Below are 15,638 nucleotides of genomic sequence, written 5' to 3'. Positions count from 1 at the left end.
GATCGTCCAGCCTAGTCCGCGCTCGGTAGCGCATCGGCCCAGCGCACGCCGACGCCGGTCAGCCGGACGGTGCGGGTGTCGTCGGGCAGCCGGTCGATGGAGATCTCCAGGCGGTCGTCGGACAGCTCCTCGGCCACGCCTTCGCCCCACTCGACGATGGTGACCGCGTCGTCGAGGCTCGCCTCCAGGTCGAGGTCGTCGACCTCGGCGGCGCTGCCCAAGCGGTAGGCGTCGACGTGGACGAGCGCCGGTCCTCCGGAGAGCGGGGGGTGGACGCGCGCGATCACGAAGGTGGGCGAGGTGACCGGCCCGCGAACGTCGAGCCCGTCGGCGATCCCCTGGGTCAGGGTGGTCTTTCCGGCGCCCAGCGGCCCGGACATGATGAGCAGGTCGCCGGGGCGCAGCAGCCCGGCGATGCGCCTGCCCAGTGCCCGCATGTCCGCGTCGGTCGCCGCGGTGACGAGCGCGCCGGTGGCGAGGGTGGTGGTGTCGGTGGTGTCGGTCATGAGCTCACAGCGATGTCGACGGAGGGGCCCGAGGTCGGTGCCCCTCACCAGGGTAGGCACAACTCCGCGGTGGCGTGCCGCGTCGGCCTACCCCTCCTCTTCCGGGATGTTCGGTCGCCCCGTCGACCGCCCCGGACCACCGACGTGGACGCGCGGTACCCGCTGGCCGATACGGGTGACGATCTCATAGGGGATGGTCCCCAGCGCGTCCGCCCAGTCCTGGGCGGTGGGTTCGCCGTCGTCACCGGGGCCGAAGAGGACGGCGCGGTCCCCGGCCGCGGCCGCGTCGTCGCCGAGGTCGACGACGAACTGGTCCATGCAGACCGTGCCCGCGATCGTGCGGCGCCGCCCGGCGGCCAGCACCGGCGCGGTGTCGGTAGCGGCGCGCGGCACACCGTCGGCGTAGCCGAGAGGGACCAGCGCGAGGTTGCTCGGGCGCGCGGTGGTGTAGCGGTGCCCGTAGGAGATGCTGCTGCCCGCGGGGACCCGCTTGACCATGGCGATCTTCGTGCTCAGGGTCATGGCCGGGCGCAGCTCGGGGACGTCGAGGCCCGGGATGGGGTTGATGCCGTAGCCGGCGATCCCGGTGCGCACCAGGTCGAAGTGGGTTTCGGGGAGGGTGAGCGTCGCCGGGGAGTTGGCGAGGTGTCGCACATCGGGGCGCAGCCCGGCCTTCTCCGCGATCTCCAGGGCCTCGTGGAACACGGCGATCTGGGCGGAGATGGAGGGGTGGCCGGGTTCGTCGGCACAGGCGAAGTGCGACCACACACCGGTGACCTGGATCGGCCCGGACGCTTCGGCGCGCGCGGCCGCGGCCACCACGGCGGGCCACTCGTCGGTGGTGACGCCGCCGCGGCTGAGCCCGGTGTCGGCCTTCAGGTGGACGCGTGCGCGCCGCCCGGCCTCCCGGGCGGCCGCCTCGATCGCCTCCAGCAGCCACAGCGAGCTCACCCCCAGGTCGATGTCGGCGGCGATGGCCGCCGTGAGGGGTTCGCCGGGCGGAACGATCCACGCGACCACGGGGACACGGATCCCGTCGGCGCGCAGTCGCAGGGCCTCCTCGATGAACGCCGTGCCGAGCCAGGTCGCGCCGCCGGCCAACATGGCGCGGGCGGCGGGGAGCATTCCGTGCCCGTAGCCGTCGGCCTTGACGACACCCATGACATCCGCACCGCGTGCCCGGCCCCGCAGGAACTCGATGTTCTCTGTGATCGCGCCCAGGTCCACGCGCGCTTCGGCGAAAGTTGGAGGCATGGCTCAAGTCTGGCACGCACGCGGACCGACGTGCGCGAACGCGGTGTGGCATAGGCAACGGGATGTGGTGGCGGCGTCCATCCCGAGCCTCCGCGGCCTGCGGCTATCCCCGCAGCAGGCGGTCGGTGGACCGGGGTAGGGCCAGTCCGGCCACGGCCGTGATCGCGTAGGGGGTCTGGCCGGGTGCGCAGGCGCCGAGGAGAAGGGTGATGCTGTGGCCCGGCCTGCGCAGGACGTCGCCCACGGTGGGATGCACCCGGGGGACGGCCCAACCGCTGACCAGCAGGCTCACGAAGGCGGCCACGGCGGCCCAGGCCCACGCCTGCTGGACCGGTGAGAGGGCACCCAGCCAGGTGGCGGCGTCGCCCAGGACCGCCACCGCGTAGCCGAAACCGCCGCCGGATTCCGGGACGGCGGCCCACTCGCCGCCGAGGTATCCCGACCCGACGTGCGGGTGCAGGGCCACCAGGACGCTGGCGGCGGCCGCGACCGAAAGGGAGGCGGGGGCGGGCGCCAGGGCGGCGCGCAGGGAGCGGGCCGAGGCGGCCAGGTCCTCCCGGCGCGGGAAGCGGCGCCAGGGGCGGTCCCCGGCACGGGCCGCACCCATCGCGTACGCGCGGCGCTGCCGCAGGAAGTCCCAGGTCGTGCAGAGTGTGGCCGGGCCTCGGGCGGCGGCCGCGAGCATCACGGCGAACTCGTGCAGGATCGCGGAGAGCGCGGTCACGAGCGTCACCGGGAGCAGTGCCCAGGAGTAGGCCGCGCGGCGGAAGACGGGGGCGATGTCTCCGGGCACGCGCACCCGGATGCGGACCGACCGGCCGCGCGCCCACCGGCGCAGACCGGCGAGCGGCGGCTCCCCGGGCAGCGCGGGGGTGGTGTCGGCCGCGGCCCCGGCAAGCCGGTGGTCGAGGAGGACCGCGGCGACCAGCAGGGCGAGCAGGATCCACCGGGTCGCGGCGCCGCCGCCGGTGAGTGCGGCGAGGACGGCGGTGACGGGAGTGGGGTCGACGCCGGCGATCGCCGCGTTGAACGTCATGTGCTCCAGTGCGGCCACCCACAGGGCGAGCGGGGGCAGGATCCATAGCCGCGCGCCGTAGTGCCGGTGGCCGACGATCGCCAGCCCCAGTGCGGCGCCGATGAGCCCGGTGGTGACGGCGTGCCCGGAGAACTGGATGCCCAGGCCGGGCAGTTCGGTCCAGCCGGGGAACAGGGTGAGGACGCCGTAGACGGGGGCAGGGCCGGCCCCGCCGGTGGCGGCGCGCAGCGCCTGCTCCGCCAGGTGGAATCCCGCGCCGGATGCGGCGGCGAGCAGCAGGTAGTCGACGGCGGCCAGCCGCCTGAAGCGGCGCCCGGCGACCATCCGGCACAGCAGCAGTGGGAGGAGCTTCATGGGTTCTTCCACGAGGACGGCGATGTAGGTCGGGCCCACCCAGGCCTCCACGTCGCCGAGTGCCCCGGCCAGCAGCCGCCCGGCCAGCGCGGCGGGCCAGATCATCAGCGCGCCCAGCGCCACCACCCGCATCAGGGTCGCGAACCCCACGGTTCGGGAGCGGGCGAACCAGGCGAACTGGGCCATCAGCCACAGCGTGCCGGCGAGGACGGGGAGGGACGCCGAGATGCCCGGCACGATGAGCGCCGCGGCCAGTAGGACCGCGACCATCGCCCACCCCCAGGCACCGCGCAGGGCGCGCATCCACGCCACGGTGCGGTCGGCGCTTTCGCGCAGCCTGCGGGCGCGCACCGCGACACGTTCGGCGAGGTCGGGCCCGGGGGCGCGCGCGGCGGTGGCATGGCCCTGGTCGATGCAGCCGTAGCGCTGGGCGGCACGCAGCAGCCGGGGGTCGCGGTCCTTGCGGGCCTCCTCCGCGAAGGCGGTGCGGGCTCCGGCGAGGTCGCGGCCGACGAAGGGGCGCAGGAAGTCGTCGGGCCCGGCGGCGACGGTGAGCTCGGAGGCGGTGACCAAGACGGCGGCCGACAGGTCCTCGACGGCCACGACCAGGTCGGTGGGTTCGTCGCCCCAGCCGCGGATGACCGCGACGATACTGGCGGTGTCGGCGGGCACGTCGGTCACCGGCTCGAAGGCGAACTCGTTGCGCGTCCGGCAGATGAGCAGGTGGTCGACGCCCATGGCCCGTCCCGCGGCCACGATGGTGTCGATCAGGGAGGTGTCGCGCGGCGCGGTGAAGGGGACGGTGATCTTTCCGTCCGACCGCAGCCATTCCTCGTCGAAGTCGATCGGATCGGCGCACAGCCGCAGGACGAGGTCGCGGGTGAGCATGGCCTGTTCGTCCATTGGCTCCCTTTGTCTAAGGCCGTGTCCGACGAATTCTCGATAATTCCCCCGCGTTATCGTTCCGAGGCGAGTTCCCTGCCCGGCCCCGGCGATCGCCTACGCTATCGCGCCGGCAGCGGCGCGGGGCAAGGCCTTGGCGGATGTTCACCACCCTGACGTCACCGCGCAGGGTCCGCGGTGTCGCCCGCGTTGGCGGCATCGCTTCCCGGACCCGTGCGCGGCCGCGGCCCCCCGGGACGGGCGCCGAGGGCACCGGCCGCAGACCGGGCGAGGGACGCGATCCCGGGCAGTGCCGCCTGTGCCCGCTCCCGGAGGGCGAGGTGGCGGCCCTGGCGGATCCGCTGCCCCAGCAGCACGGCGGGCAGGAGGCAGAGGACCACGCCGACGGCTTCCCCCACCGGCCAGCCCGGAGCCAGCCGGACGACCGGCGCGGCCAGGGGCATCAGGATGAGGTCCAGCCAGACGATGGCGCCCACGACGAGCGGCACCGGCAGGTCGCGGGCGAGCAGTACCGGCAGCACTCCCCACAGCACCGCCCACCCCCACCACAGTTCCACCGGGACACCGAGCACACTCGGCCCCTCGCTGTGGAAGGACCACCAGTCCGCGCGGAAGGCGAGCAGGTTGAGGCCGAGAACGCCGGTCCCGCTCCAAGCGGTGGCGGCGACCGCGGCGGCGGTGTCCCGCGGCGAGGGGCGGTGGGCGGCGACGAGGGCCGCGACCACCAGGGCCGGGGCGATCAGGGCGACGGCACGGATGACGACGGGGTCCGCGGCCACCTGCCCGGCACCGCCGACCAGCTGCACGGCCGCGGCGGGCATCACCGCGACCTCCCGCCTTCCGCGGCCGCGGGTGCGGTGGCGCCCGCAGCGGGTCGCTTCTCGTGCACCATGTCCTGCCCTCCCCGCCGGTTCCGGCTCGCCGAGCGCTTCACCGTTCGATTTAATCAGATGGTTAAAGCGTACGATGAAGGCGCCCGCCGGACCGATGGAGAGGGATGGAGCCGTGGCCAAGGGAGGCGCGCAGGGCCGCCGGTCGAGCGAGGAGACCCGCGACCGCCTGATCACCGCAGCCGGACAGGTCCTGCGCGAGGAGGGGTACACCGGGACGTCGGCGCGGGCCATCGCCAAGGCCGCCGACGTCAACTCGGCGCTGATCTTCTACCACTTCGGGGGCGTGGACCAGCTGCTGCTCGCGCTGCTGGACCGCTCGGCGCAGGAGCGCATGGCGCTGCACCGGGCCACCGCGGCGCGCGCCGCCACCCTGGAGGAGCTGGTCGAGGCCGCGGTGCACATCTACCGCACCGACCTGGAGCACGGGTACCTCGCCGAGTTCGCCGAGCTCGTCGCGGCCGCTGTGACCCGCCCCGAGCTGCGCGCCGAGATCAACGCACGGGCCGAGCCGTGGATCGCGTTCGTCGAAGAGCACTACGAGCGGGTCGTCGGCGGCTCTCCGCTGGCCCGGCTGCTGCCCGCGCGCGAGGTCGCCTACGGCGCGATCACCTACTACATGGGCGCCAACTTCTTCTCCGTGCTCGACGAGGACCGCAGCCGCACCGCAGCCGTCTTGGACCTCGCGGCGCGCGTGGCGCCGCGCGCCCGACTCCTCACCCTCCGGCTGCCCCGGCGCGCGGGAGGCGCGGGCGCGGCCCACGCTCCGGACGGAGGCTGAACGGCCGGGCGCGACCGGAGCGCCGGCGGGGAGCAGCTCGCGGGAAGGGCCGTCGGCGCCGGTAGCGTCGGTGCCGACACGGGCGGAGGCCCGGTGGAACCGAGACGAGGGGAGCGCCACGGTGGCGAGCGGTGTGGAGGTCGCGGAGGGGATCGTCTTCCCCGACACGGCGGACGGCGGACGGTGGGTCGGCGGCGCGGTGATCATCGACGACGCGGGGCGCGCCTTCGCGCAGCGCCGATCGCCGGACCGGAAGGTCTTCCCGCACTGCTGGGACATCGTGGGCGGGCACGTCGAACCCGGCGAGACCATGCTCCAGGCGCTGCGACGGGAGGTCGCCGAGGAGACCGGCTGGGAGCTCACCGCCGTCCTCGACGAGCTGTACCGGCTCGTGTGGACGCCGGGCGACGGCATCGAACGCCACGAGGTCGACTACCTCGTCCGCGTCGAGGGCGACCTGACGGCGCCGCGCCTGGAGCCGGGCAAGCACACCGAGTTCATGTGGGTGGACGAGAACCACGTCGACCTCCTGCACGACCACCGCGACCCCGGCGAGTACTTCATCACCGACATCGTCTCCCGCGGCCTGCGCAGCGCCCGGAGGCCGCGCGGCCGGGCCTGACCGCGCCGGCGGCCCGGCGGTCAGCGCCGCCGGACCTCGCGGATGGCGCGCGGCAGGGCCGACAGCAGGTCGGAGGCGGCGACCGGGGCACCGTCATTGGCCAGGCGGGCGGCCAGTCCGTGCAGGTAGGCGCCGCACACCGCCGCCTCGCGCGGGGCCAGGCCCCCGGCGAGCAGCGAGCCGATGAGGCCGGCCAGCACATCGCCGCTGCCGGCCGTCGCCAGCAGGGGCGTCCCCGTCGGGTTGACCACCGCGGGCCGCCCCGGTTCGGCGATGACGGTGGTCGACCCCTTGAGGAGGACCGTGCAGCCGTACTCCTCGGCGGCGCGGGTGGCGTGTTCCAGGCGGCGAGCCTCGACGTCGGCGCGGTCGGTTCCGGGCAGGAGGCGGGTGAGCTCACCGGCGTGCGGGGTCAGCAGGGTGGGGGCCGCCCGCTCCCGGACCATGCGGGGGTCGCTCGCCAGCAGCGTGATGGCGTCGGCGTCGACCAGGACCGGCAGGCCGGTGCCGAGCACCCGGGCCAGCTCCATCGTGGCCGCCGGGTACAGCCCCCGGCCCGGTCCGATCACCCAGGCGCTCACCCGATCGGGCAGCCCGTTGACCGGATCGAGAGGGTCGAGCACCGAGGTCACCGCCTCCGGCCAGCTGTGCAGCACCTCGTCGACCGCGTCCTGGTGTCCGGCGTAGCGGACCATGCCGACGCCGCCGCGCAACGCCCCGCCGACCGCCAGCACTCCGGCGCCCCGGTAGCGCGTCGAACCCGCGGCTATGGCGAGGACACCGCGGCGGTACTTGTCGGCTTCGGCGCCCACGTGTGGCAGGAGCGTCGCGATGTCCTCGGCCTGCGGGGACTCCACGCGCGCGGCGGGCAGTTCCGCACCGATCCCGATGTCGACGAACTCCACCACCCCGGCCCGCTCCGCCCCCGGGTCGACGAACAGCCCGGGTTTGTGCGTGCCGAAGGTCACGGTGACGTCGGCGCGCACCGCCGCGCCGCCGACTGCTCCGGTGTCGGCGTCGATCCCGCTGGGCAGGTCCACGGCGACGACCGGCGCCGTGGCGGCGCCCGCCAGGGCGGCGACCGCGGCGTGCGGTTCACGTAGCCCGCCGTGTCCGCCGATGCCGACGAGGCCGTCGATGATGAGGTCGGCGGCGCTGATCTCGACGGCGGCCTCGGCGATGGGCACGTGCCGTAAACCCGGACCGCCCCGGGTTCGTCCGCCCCCGTCGCCGACCGCGATGGCGCGTCCACCGGCGGCCCGCAGCTCGGCGAGCCCCTGTTCGTGCACGCGCGACCCGGCCGAAACGACCCGGACCGCCGCTCCCCGCCGTGCCAGGAAGGCGCCGGCGTACAGGGCGTCTCCCCCGTTGTCGCCGCCGCCCACCAGCAGCACGACCCGGGAGCCGTAGACCCGCGGGAGCATCCGGACGCACACCGCGGCCAGCCCGCGTGCCGCCCGCTGCATCAGCGCGCCGTTCGGGAGCCGCGCCATGAGCTCGCCCTCGGCCTTGCGCACCGCTTCGACCGTGTGTGCGTACCGCACCGTGCCTCCCCGCCCCGTACTCCGCAACTCCGGGCACGCACAAGTGCCCTCATCACCAGAGCATGCCCCGCCTGCGGCGGCCTGACCACCCCGGTGCGGGCCGTGGCCCTGCGGCCCTGCCCCTTCGACCCTGTTCCGGTGGCCGTGCCGCGCGGCGGAGTGGGGCGTGGCGGGTCCGCCGGAGCGGACCGGCCGACGCCGCCGGTCGCGTACCGTCGATGGCATCCCCTTCTCGGCGCACCGGCATGAAGCGGCGCGCACGGGCCACTGATTTACTGGCCCGAATAGCGATATTCCAGGCACGGACAGCAGCACAGGACGTTTCCGCATGACCTTTACCGACAACCGCATCGCGACCGATGACGGACTGTCCGAACGCGTCGCGCACCTGCAGAACGCCATGCACAAGCTCGGCGCGGACGTCATCCGGCTGCAGACCCAGCTCACCGATCTCGCGACCGCGGCACCCCCGCAGCCGACCGAGGAGAAGGCCGAGGAGCCGGTTCCGTTCATCTTCAACATGTCCCGGGACGCCTACAAGCGGGAGCTCGCGGCCCTGGTGCGGTGGGTGGACGAGTTCCTGGTGCCGGTCTACATCGGCGACGGCTCCGCGTGGTGCCCGGCGTGGTGGGAGCACCACGAAGCGGTGGGCCGCCTGCACGCGCTGCGGCTCTCCTACGGCGAACTGACCGACACCGAGCGCTCGGGACCGGTCGGCCCGGCGGTCTGGCACCGCGACCACCTCGACCCGGTCCTGGACCGGCTGTGCTCGGACGACGGCCCCTTCGCGGCCTGCCTGACCCCCGCCGGCCACGTCGAGCGCCGCCGCGGCGCCCCGTCCTGAGCCACCCCGTGCGCGGGTGCCGTCAGACCCGGATGAGGTGGGGCACGAAGGACGACGTGTCGTCGGTGATCAGGCGGGACGTCTCGCGGATGCCCAGCCCGGCGGAGGAGTCCCCCACCACCCATGTGCCCAGCACCGGGTGCCACCCCTCGAATTCGGGCAGTGGCTGGAACCGCTGGAAGACGTAGCCCTCGACCCCGTAGTCGCCCCCCGTCCGCTCCAGCTCGCCGTCGGGGGTGACGATCCGCATGCTCGCCCCCTCACGGCCCAGCAGCGGCTTGGCGATGTAGGAGTCGAGCGGCCCGGGGTCGCCGAGGTAGGACGGCAGCAGGTTGGGGTGGCCCGGGTACATCTCCCACAGCACGGCCAGCAGCGCCTTGTTGGACAGCACCATCTTCCACAGCGGCTCGATCCAGGGGACGCCGTGCAGCTGCTGCAGGATGAGCGGGCCGAACCGGTCCCGGATCAGCCACTCCCACGGGTAGAGCTTGAAGGCGGCGGTGATCGTGCGTTCCTCCAGGTCGACGAACTCACTCGCCGAGTAGTCCCAGCCGATGTCCTCCAGCGCGATCTCCTGGGTGGACAGCCCCGCCTGGTCCGCGGTCTCCTGCAGGTAGGCGGTGGTCAGCGCCTCCTCGCCGGTCTCGTCCTCGTTCGTCCAGGCGAAGTGCACCGGACCGTCGGGCAGGCGGGGGCGCAGCGCGGCCCACCGGTGGATGAGCCGCTCGTGCAGCGAGTTCCACTGGTCGGCGCCCGGGTGGGTGTCCTGCAGCCAGTGCCACTGCACGATCGCGGCCTCCACCAGGCAGGTGGGGGTGTCGGCGTTGTACTCCAGCAGTGTGGGCGGGTTGACGCCGTCGTAGCGGAGGTCGAACCGGCCGTACAGGTAGGGGTCGGTGCGCCGCCAGGAGTCGCGGATCGCGGGCGCCGCCCACTCGGGGATGCCGAAGTCGGCGAAGCGGTTCTCGGAGACGACGTGCTCGACCGCTTCCAGGCACATCCGGTGCAGGGACTCCACCACCGCTTCGAGGTGCAGCACCTGCTCCATCTCGAACTCGTAGTGCACCGACTCGTCCCAGTAGGTGCGCTCCAGGTGCTCGGGGTGGACCGCGACGTGGAAGCCGAGCCCCTGCGCCTCCACGATCTCGCGCCAGTCGGGCCGGACGGGGTTGCCGCTCTTCCTGATCATGTGCGCCTCAGCCGCCCCATCCGCTGCCGCCGCGGCCGCCCGCGCCGCCGCGCTGGATGACCGTGCCACGCTCGGTCACGACCTTGGCGTCCGAGGGCCGCGTGGTGGTGCCGCCGCTGACCCGGCCGTTGTCGACGGTTCCGCCGTAGTAGTAGTGGTAGCCGCTGCCGACCCCGGACGAACCGCCGGAGCGCTTGCAGTGCCGCTCGTCGACGACGCGCTGCCCGTCGCGGCCGCCGCCGTCCGCTGCGGCCGTCGGGCCGGGCGCAGGGGTCCCCCAGGGGTCGGGGGACGCACCGGGGGTCGGCCGTCCCTTGTTCCCGTCCTCGACGCAGTGCGCCGTGACCTCTTTGGCAGGGGTCGAGCAGCCGGCGACCGCGAGTGACAGGGCGCCGATCGCGCCGATCAGTACCGTCGACGAACTCTTCCGCCCCGGCTGCGGCGGCTCCTCGCCGGTGCGGGCGGCTGTGGTGTTCCCTGGCGACATGGCGCTGCTGTCTCTCCTCGGCTCGTCGACGCGGGGTGGGTGCGGAACGGCGCCGTGCGCGTCCTCCGCGTCCCCGTACCCGGTTTCGACCCGCGCCGGAGCGTCGCGGTTCCCGCCCGGAACGCGAAAACCTCCCCCCGGACCCGGCCGACTCCGGCCAACCGACCGGACGTGGCGGAATCCGGACGGGCCGCGCTCAGGTCTTGCGGAGCCGTACGCGGCGGACGCGGTGGTCGGCTCCCTTGTAGAGGACCAGGGTGGCCCGGGCCCGGGTGGGCCGGATGTTCTCCACCAGGTTGAGCTCGTTGACCGTGCGCCAGGTGTGCTGGGCGAACTGCACCGCCTCGTCCTCGGGTACGGAGGTGGCCATCGAGTGGAAGTAGGAGCGCGGGTCGGAGAACGCGGTGCGGCGCAGCTCCAGGAACCGCTCCAGGTACCAGGAGCGGATGTGGTCGACCTTGGCGTCGACGTAGATGGAGAAGTCGAAGAAGTCGGCGACGGCGAGGCGCCCCGGCTGTGCCGGTTGCAGCACGTTGATGCCCTCAAGGATGAGGATGTCGGGCCGGTAAACAGTCTGCTTCTCCCCGCCGATGATGTCGTAGTGCAGGTGCGAGTAGACGGGGATCTCCATCTTCTCGGCGCCGGACTTCATCTCGGAGACGAACCGCACCAGGCGGCGCCGGTCGTAGCTCTCCGGGAACCCCTTGCGGTGCATGATGCCGCGCTGCTTGAGCACGTCGTTGGGGTAGAGGAAGTTGTCGGTGCTCACCAGCTCCACGTCGGGGTGGTCCGGCCACTGGGCCAGCAGCGTCCGCAGCAGACGGGCGGTGGTGGACTTGCCGACGGCCACGCTGCCCGCCACACCGATGATGAACGGGGCCGGGCGGTCGTCCTCGCCGAGGAAGGCGCGCACCGCGCCGTGCCGCTGCCGTGTCGCCTTCACATACAGGTTGAGCAGCCGCGACATGGGCAGGTAGATGTCGCGCACCTCATCGAGCGACGTGGGGTCCGTGGTTCCGCGCAGGACGTCGAGCTCCGCCTCGGTCAGAGAGAGGGGAGTCGAGTCGCGGAGGGCCGCCCACGCCTGTCGGTCGAGCTCAACGTAGGGCGTTGAGAAGCCGTTCTTCGTCGCTTGAGACACGTCTGCCCACCCTAGAACAGCCCCTGCCCCGGACCGGCCACCGCCCCTGAGGCGATCGCCATTGAGTTCCGATCGTTCTGCCCCGATATGTACGTCCGGATCGTCACCCGACGGGATTTTTTTCGCCGCGAGACCAAGGACACGTCCCGGGGGCACTCGTCCTACCCGCGCCGCGCCTGACGTGCGCCATCGACCCGACACACACCAACTGGTCTATACCGCCACCTGCGAAAATGGCCAATGGTCTGGCGCTGCGCGGTGCCCGGCGACCCCTTCCGATCGCTTACGCTGGCGCTCATGTGCGGAATCGTTGGCTACGTCGGGCCGCAACCGGCGCTCGATGTCATCGTGGACGGCCTGGCACGGCTGGAGTACCGGGGATACGACTCCGCGGGCGTCGCCGTCCTCACCGATGGCAAACTCGACACCGAGAAGCGGGCCGGCAAGCTCGCGAACCTGCGGGCGGCGCTGGAACGGAGCCCCCGCGACGCCGACGGGATCGGCATCGGGCACACCCGCTGGGCCACCCACGGCGCCCCCACCGACCTCAACGCCCACCCCCACGTGGACAACGACCACCGGGTGGCGGTCATCCACAACGGCATCATCGAGAACTTCGCAGCGCTGCGCCTGGACTTGGAGGAGCAGGGCGCCAAGTTCAGCTCCGAGACCGATACCGAGGTCAGTGCCCACCTGCTGGCCCGGGAGCTCAAGGAGCGCGGCGACGACGACCTGGCCGCCGCCATGCGCGCGGTCTGCCGCCGCCTGGAGGGCGCGTTCACCCTGGTCGCCATGTTCGTCGGCGATCCCGACCTGGTCGTGGCGGCCCGGCGCAACTCGCCGCTGGTCGTCGGCCGGGGCGAGGGGGAGAACTTCCTCGCCAGCGACGTGGCCGCGTTCATCGCGCACACCCGCGACGCCATCGAGCTGGGCCAGGACCAGGTGGTGGAGCTGCGCCGCGACTCGGTGCGGGTCACCGACTACGACGGCAACCCGGTCGACGTCCGCGAGTACCACGTGGACTGGGACGCGTCGGCCGCCGAGAAGGGCGGCTACGACTACTTCATGCTCAAGGAGATCGTCGAGCAGCCCAAGGCGGTCGCCGACACCCTCCTGGGGCGCGTCGGCGTCGACGGCACGCTGACCCTCGACGAGATGCGCCTCGCCCCCTCCGACCTGCGCGACATCGAGAAGATCGTCATCATCGCGTGCGGCACCTCCTACCACGCCGGGATGATCGCCAAGTACGCGATCGAGCACTGGTGCCGCATCCCGTGCGAGGTGGAGGTCGCCAGCGAGTTCCGCTACCGTGACCCGATCCTCGACCGACAGACCCTGGTCATCGCGATCTCCCAGTCCGGCGAGAGCATGGACACGCTGATGGCGGTCCGCTACGCGCGCGAGCAGAACGCCCGCGTGCTGGCCATCTGCAACGTCAACGGGTCGACCATCCCGCGCGAGTCCGACGGGGTGCTCTACACCCACGCCGGCCCGGAGGTGGGCGTCGCCGCGACGAAGACGTTCCTCACCCAGCTCATCGCCTGCTACCTCATCGGCCTGTACCTGGCGCAGGTGCGCGGACTGAAGTTCGGCGACGAGATCAACGCCGTGATCGCCCAGCTCGCCAACATGCCCGAGCAGGTGGAGCGGGTCCTGGCCACGGTCGAGCCGGTGCGGGAGCTGGCCCGCTCACTGTCCGACGCCGACACCGTGCTGTTCCTGGGCCGGCACGTCGGCTACCCGGTGGCGATGGAGGGCGCGCTCAAGCTCAAGGAGCTCGCCTACATGCACGCCGAGGCGTTCGCCGCCGGCGAGCTCAAGCACGGCCCGATCGCGCTGATCGAGCAGGACCTGCCGGTCGTCGTGGTCGTGCCGTCGCGTGCGGGGCGCAGCGTGCTGCACGACAAGATCGTCTCCAACATCCAGGAGATCCGCGCCCGGGGCGCGCGCACCATCGTGATCGCCGAGGAGGGCGATGAGACGGTGCGTCCGTTCGCCGACGAACTGATCGAGGTGCCCGCGGTGCCGACGCTGCTACAGCCGATCGTGGCCACCGTGCCGCTCCAGGTGTTCGCCTGCGAGCTGGCGCTGGCCAAGGGCAACGACGTCGACCAGCCGCGCAACCTGGCCAAGAGCGTGACCGTGGAGTAGCCGCACGCGTCCGGGCACGTGCGGCCCGGACCGTCGGCCACCGCGTGCGGCGGGTGGGTCCTCACGAGGACCCACCCGCTTTTCTGCGTTGACCTCGGCGAAGTACACCGAATAATCGGCAGAATTCCGGTGCACTTTGCCGAAATCGACGGACGGGCGGAGTGGTACGGCCCCGAATAAGGCGGAAGAAACCCGCGGAATACGTGCGGGCAACGTTCCGGGATCGAATACGCGAGGTAGGAGGGCCTACCGCGTGGCGGTTCTCGGCGATCGGCCGCGGAGCCACCACGATAAGCGATGTACGGCATCGCACCCGCCGCGGACGGGGATCGATTTCCCGATCCGCTGCCGTGCCGGTGCACCATGGCGAGATTTCCGCGCGGAGAGGACCAGGCATGGCACGCAGCCGGTTGAGGCGGGTCGGCGCCGCCGCGGTGACGGCGGTTCTGCTCACCGCGGCGCCCACCGCGATCGCGGCCGCGGCTCCCGGTAACGGGATCGGCGACCCCTACTTCCCCACCTACGGCAACACCGGCTACTCCGTCGACCACTATGACCTCCGGCTCAGATACGAGCCCGAGACCGACCGGCTCTCCGGCACCGCCACACTGGTCGCGGAGGCCACCGAGGACCTCGACGCGTTCAGCCTGGACTTCCTCCTCGACGTCACGTCCGTGCGGGTCAACGGCAAACCTGCGGAGTTCGCCCCCCGGGGCACCCACAAGGTCGTCGTGACCCCCGCCTCCCCCGTCGAGGAGGGCCGCCCGCTCACCGTCGTCGTCAAGTACGCCGACGTGCCCTCCGAAGTGCGCTGGACCGGCGGCGACGTCCACGGGTGGCACCGCTCCCCGGACGGCGCCGTCGCGCTCGGTCAGCCCGAGGTCGCCTGGTGGTGGTTCCCCGGCAACGACCACCCTCGGGACAAGGCCACCTTCGACGTGCTGGTGAACGTCCCCGAGGGCTACACGGCGGTCAGCAACGGCGTCCTCACCCGCCAGTACACACTGGGCGGAAGAAGCGTGTACGCCTGGCGCCAGGACCGGCCGGCCGCCACCTACCTGGCCACACTCGCGGTCGCCCGCTACGAGGTGAACCAGGACACCACCGCGTCGGGCCTGCCCGTGTACAACGCCTACGACCCCGGCCTCGGAACGATGATGGGCGCGGCCAGGGCCAGCATCGAACGCAGCGAGGAGATTCTGGAGCTGCAGGAGCGCGACTTCGGCCCCTACCCGTTCAACGCGCTCGGCGGCATCGTCACCGGACCCGAGACCGGGCTCGGCTTCGCCCTGGAGACCCAGACCCGGCCGGTCTACAGCCACGCCTTCTTCGCCCGCGGATCCAACCCCTACGTCGTCGCCCACGAACTCGCCCACCAGTGGTGGGGCAACCACGTGTCACTGGCGCGCTGGCAGGACATCTGGCTGAACGAGGGCTTCGCGAGCTACGCCGAGTGGATGCTCTCCGAGCACGAGGGCGAGGGCACCGCCCAGGACCTCGCCGACTACGTCTACGCGTCCTACCCCGAGGACGACCCGTTCTGGACGGTGCCCCCGGGCGCCCCCGGGGCGGACAACGTCTTCCACTCGGCGGTCTACGACCGGGGCGCGCTCGCCGTGCACGCGCTGCGCCTGGCGGTCGGCGAGGAGACGTTCTCCGACATCCTCACCACCTGGCAGAGCCAGTACACCGACGCCAACGCCACCGTCGATGACTTCACCGAGCTGGCCCAGAAGGTCTCCGGCCAGGACCTCACCGAGCTCTTCGACACCTGGCTGTTCACCGAGGGCCGTCCCGCGACGCCCCCGGCACCGCGGGACGGCGCCCGAACGGCCCCGGCGCCCGGCGCAGTGCCGAAGGAGCCCGAGTCCTGGCGGACCATCAAGGCCAACCACGACCTGATGCACCGGCTGGGCCACACCCATCCCTGAACGCC

At 72.6% G+C, this 15,638-nt stretch carries 13 protein-coding genes; 5 read left to right on the top strand and 8 right to left on the bottom strand.

Annotation, left to right across the window (positions count from 1 at the left end; all coding sequences use genetic code 11):
• Window positions 1-11 precede the first annotated feature (11 nt).
• The 4 genes from tsaE to HNR23_RS00125 form a co-directional block, all read right to left on the bottom strand.
• The gene (gene tsaE, locus HNR23_RS00140; RefSeq protein WP_184072276.1) at window positions 12-506 is read right to left on the bottom strand and encodes a tRNA (adenosine(37)-N6)-threonylcarbamoyltransferase complex ATPase subunit type 1 TsaE; all 495 of its coding nucleotides are present in this window, start codon (window positions 504-506) and stop codon (window positions 12-14) included.
• Window positions 507-593: 87 nt separating this feature from the next.
• On the bottom strand, window positions 594-1,760 hold the full coding sequence (alr, locus tag HNR23_RS00135) for an alanine racemase (protein ID WP_184072274.1): 1,167 nt from the start codon (window positions 1,758-1,760) through the stop codon (window positions 594-596).
• Between the two features lie 103 nt (window positions 1,761-1,863).
• Complete coding sequence (locus HNR23_RS00130) at window positions 1,864-4,053, bottom strand: PrsW family intramembrane metalloprotease (protein ID WP_184072270.1); 2,190 nt, start codon at window positions 4,051-4,053, stop codon at window positions 1,864-1,866.
• Window positions 4,054-4,211: 158 nt separating this feature from the next.
• Window positions 4,212-4,874 carry a hypothetical protein gene (locus HNR23_RS00125; RefSeq protein WP_184072268.1) on the bottom strand — a complete coding sequence of 221 codons (663 nt, stop codon included), beginning with the start codon at window positions 4,872-4,874 and terminating at the stop codon, window positions 4,212-4,214.
• A gap of 184 nt (window positions 4,875-5,058) precedes the next feature.
• Here HNR23_RS00125 and HNR23_RS00120 point away from each other — a divergent pair, with 184 nt between their 5' ends.
• Window positions 5,059-5,724 (top strand): TetR family transcriptional regulator, encoded by a 666-nt coding sequence (locus HNR23_RS00120; protein WP_184079657.1) that lies wholly within the window; start codon window positions 5,059-5,061, stop codon window positions 5,722-5,724.
• A gap of 121 nt (window positions 5,725-5,845) precedes the next feature.
• Entirely contained in the window at window positions 5,846-6,346 is a 501-nt protein-coding gene (locus HNR23_RS00115) for an NUDIX domain-containing protein (RefSeq protein ID WP_184072267.1), read from the top strand.
• A 20-nt stretch (window positions 6,347-6,366) separates the two neighbouring features.
• Here the strand turns inward: HNR23_RS00115 and HNR23_RS00110 are convergent, their stop codons facing one another.
• Window positions 6,367-7,890: an NAD(P)H-hydrate dehydratase gene (locus HNR23_RS00110; protein WP_184072265.1), complete on the bottom strand. Its 1,524-nt coding sequence runs from the start codon at window positions 7,888-7,890 to the stop codon at window positions 6,367-6,369.
• 328 nt (window positions 7,891-8,218) lie between these two features.
• Between HNR23_RS00110 and HNR23_RS00105 the strand changes: the two genes are divergently transcribed.
• Window positions 8,219-8,734 (top strand): DUF4913 domain-containing protein, encoded by a 516-nt coding sequence (locus tag HNR23_RS00105; protein ID WP_184072263.1) that lies wholly within the window; start codon window positions 8,219-8,221, stop codon window positions 8,732-8,734.
• 22 nt (window positions 8,735-8,756) lie between these two features.
• On the opposite strand, the gene HNR23_RS00100 is transcribed toward HNR23_RS00105, so the two are convergent.
• The 3 genes from HNR23_RS00100 to coaA form a co-directional block, all read right to left on the bottom strand.
• On the bottom strand, window positions 8,757-9,923 hold the full coding sequence (locus HNR23_RS00100) for a glutathionylspermidine synthase family protein (protein WP_184072261.1): 1,167 nt from the start codon (window positions 9,921-9,923) through the stop codon (window positions 8,757-8,759).
• Window positions 9,924-9,930: 7 nt separating this feature from the next.
• A complete protein-coding gene (locus HNR23_RS00095) occupies window positions 9,931-10,410 on the bottom strand; it encodes a hypothetical protein (RefSeq protein ID WP_184072260.1) in 480 nt (159 codons plus the stop codon).
• Window positions 10,411-10,606: 196 nt separating this feature from the next.
• A complete protein-coding gene (gene coaA / locus HNR23_RS00090; protein ID WP_184072257.1) occupies window positions 10,607-11,551 on the bottom strand; it encodes a type I pantothenate kinase in 945 nt (314 codons plus the stop codon).
• A 297-nt stretch (window positions 11,552-11,848) separates the two neighbouring features.
• Here coaA and glmS point away from each other — a divergent pair, with 297 nt between their 5' ends.
• Complete coding sequence (gene glmS / locus HNR23_RS00085; protein WP_184072255.1) at window positions 11,849-13,702, top strand: glutamine--fructose-6-phosphate transaminase (isomerizing); 1,854 nt, start codon at window positions 11,849-11,851, stop codon at window positions 13,700-13,702.
• A gap of 395 nt (window positions 13,703-14,097) precedes the next feature.
• Window positions 14,098-15,633, top strand: coding sequence for a M1 family metallopeptidase (locus HNR23_RS00080; RefSeq protein ID WP_184072253.1), 1,536 nt, complete (start codon window positions 14,098-14,100; stop codon window positions 15,631-15,633).
• Window positions 15,634-15,638 lie beyond the last annotated feature (5 nt).

Source organism: Nocardiopsis mwathae (genome assembly GCF_014201195.1).
Lineage (GTDB): Bacteria > Actinomycetota > Actinomycetes > Streptosporangiales > Streptosporangiaceae > Nocardiopsis_C > Nocardiopsis_C mwathae.
This window is presented reverse-complemented; position numbering and strand designations above follow the sequence as displayed.

Excerpts from the sequence above, each read along its gene's own strand:
- tsaE (WP_184072276.1), bottom strand. The coding sequence starts at position 506 with ATGACCGACACCACCGACACCACCACCCTCGCCACCGGCGCGCTCGTC.
- alr (WP_184072274.1), bottom strand. The coding sequence starts at position 1,760 with ATGCCTCCAACTTTCGCCGAAGCGCGCGTGGACCTGGGCGCGATCACA.
- HNR23_RS00130 (WP_184072270.1), bottom strand. The coding sequence starts at position 4,053 with ATGGACGAACAGGCCATGCTCACCCGCGACCTCGTCCTGCGGCTGTGC.
- HNR23_RS00125 (WP_184072268.1), bottom strand. The coding sequence starts at position 4,874 with ATGCCCGCCGCGGCCGTGCAGCTGGTCGGCGGTGCCGGGCAGGTGGCC.
- HNR23_RS00105 (WP_184072263.1), top strand. The coding sequence starts at position 8,219 with ATGACCTTTACCGACAACCGCATCGCGACCGATGACGGACTGTCCGAA.
- HNR23_RS00100 (WP_184072261.1), bottom strand. The coding sequence starts at position 9,923 with ATGATCAGGAAGAGCGGCAACCCCGTCCGGCCCGACTGGCGCGAGATC.
- HNR23_RS00095 (WP_184072260.1), bottom strand. The coding sequence starts at position 10,410 with ATGTCGCCAGGGAACACCACAGCCGCCCGCACCGGCGAGGAGCCGCCG.
- glmS (WP_184072255.1), top strand. The coding sequence starts at position 11,849 with ATGTGCGGAATCGTTGGCTACGTCGGGCCGCAACCGGCGCTCGATGTC.
- HNR23_RS00080 (WP_184072253.1), top strand. The coding sequence starts at position 14,098 with ATGGCACGCAGCCGGTTGAGGCGGGTCGGCGCCGCCGCGGTGACGGCG.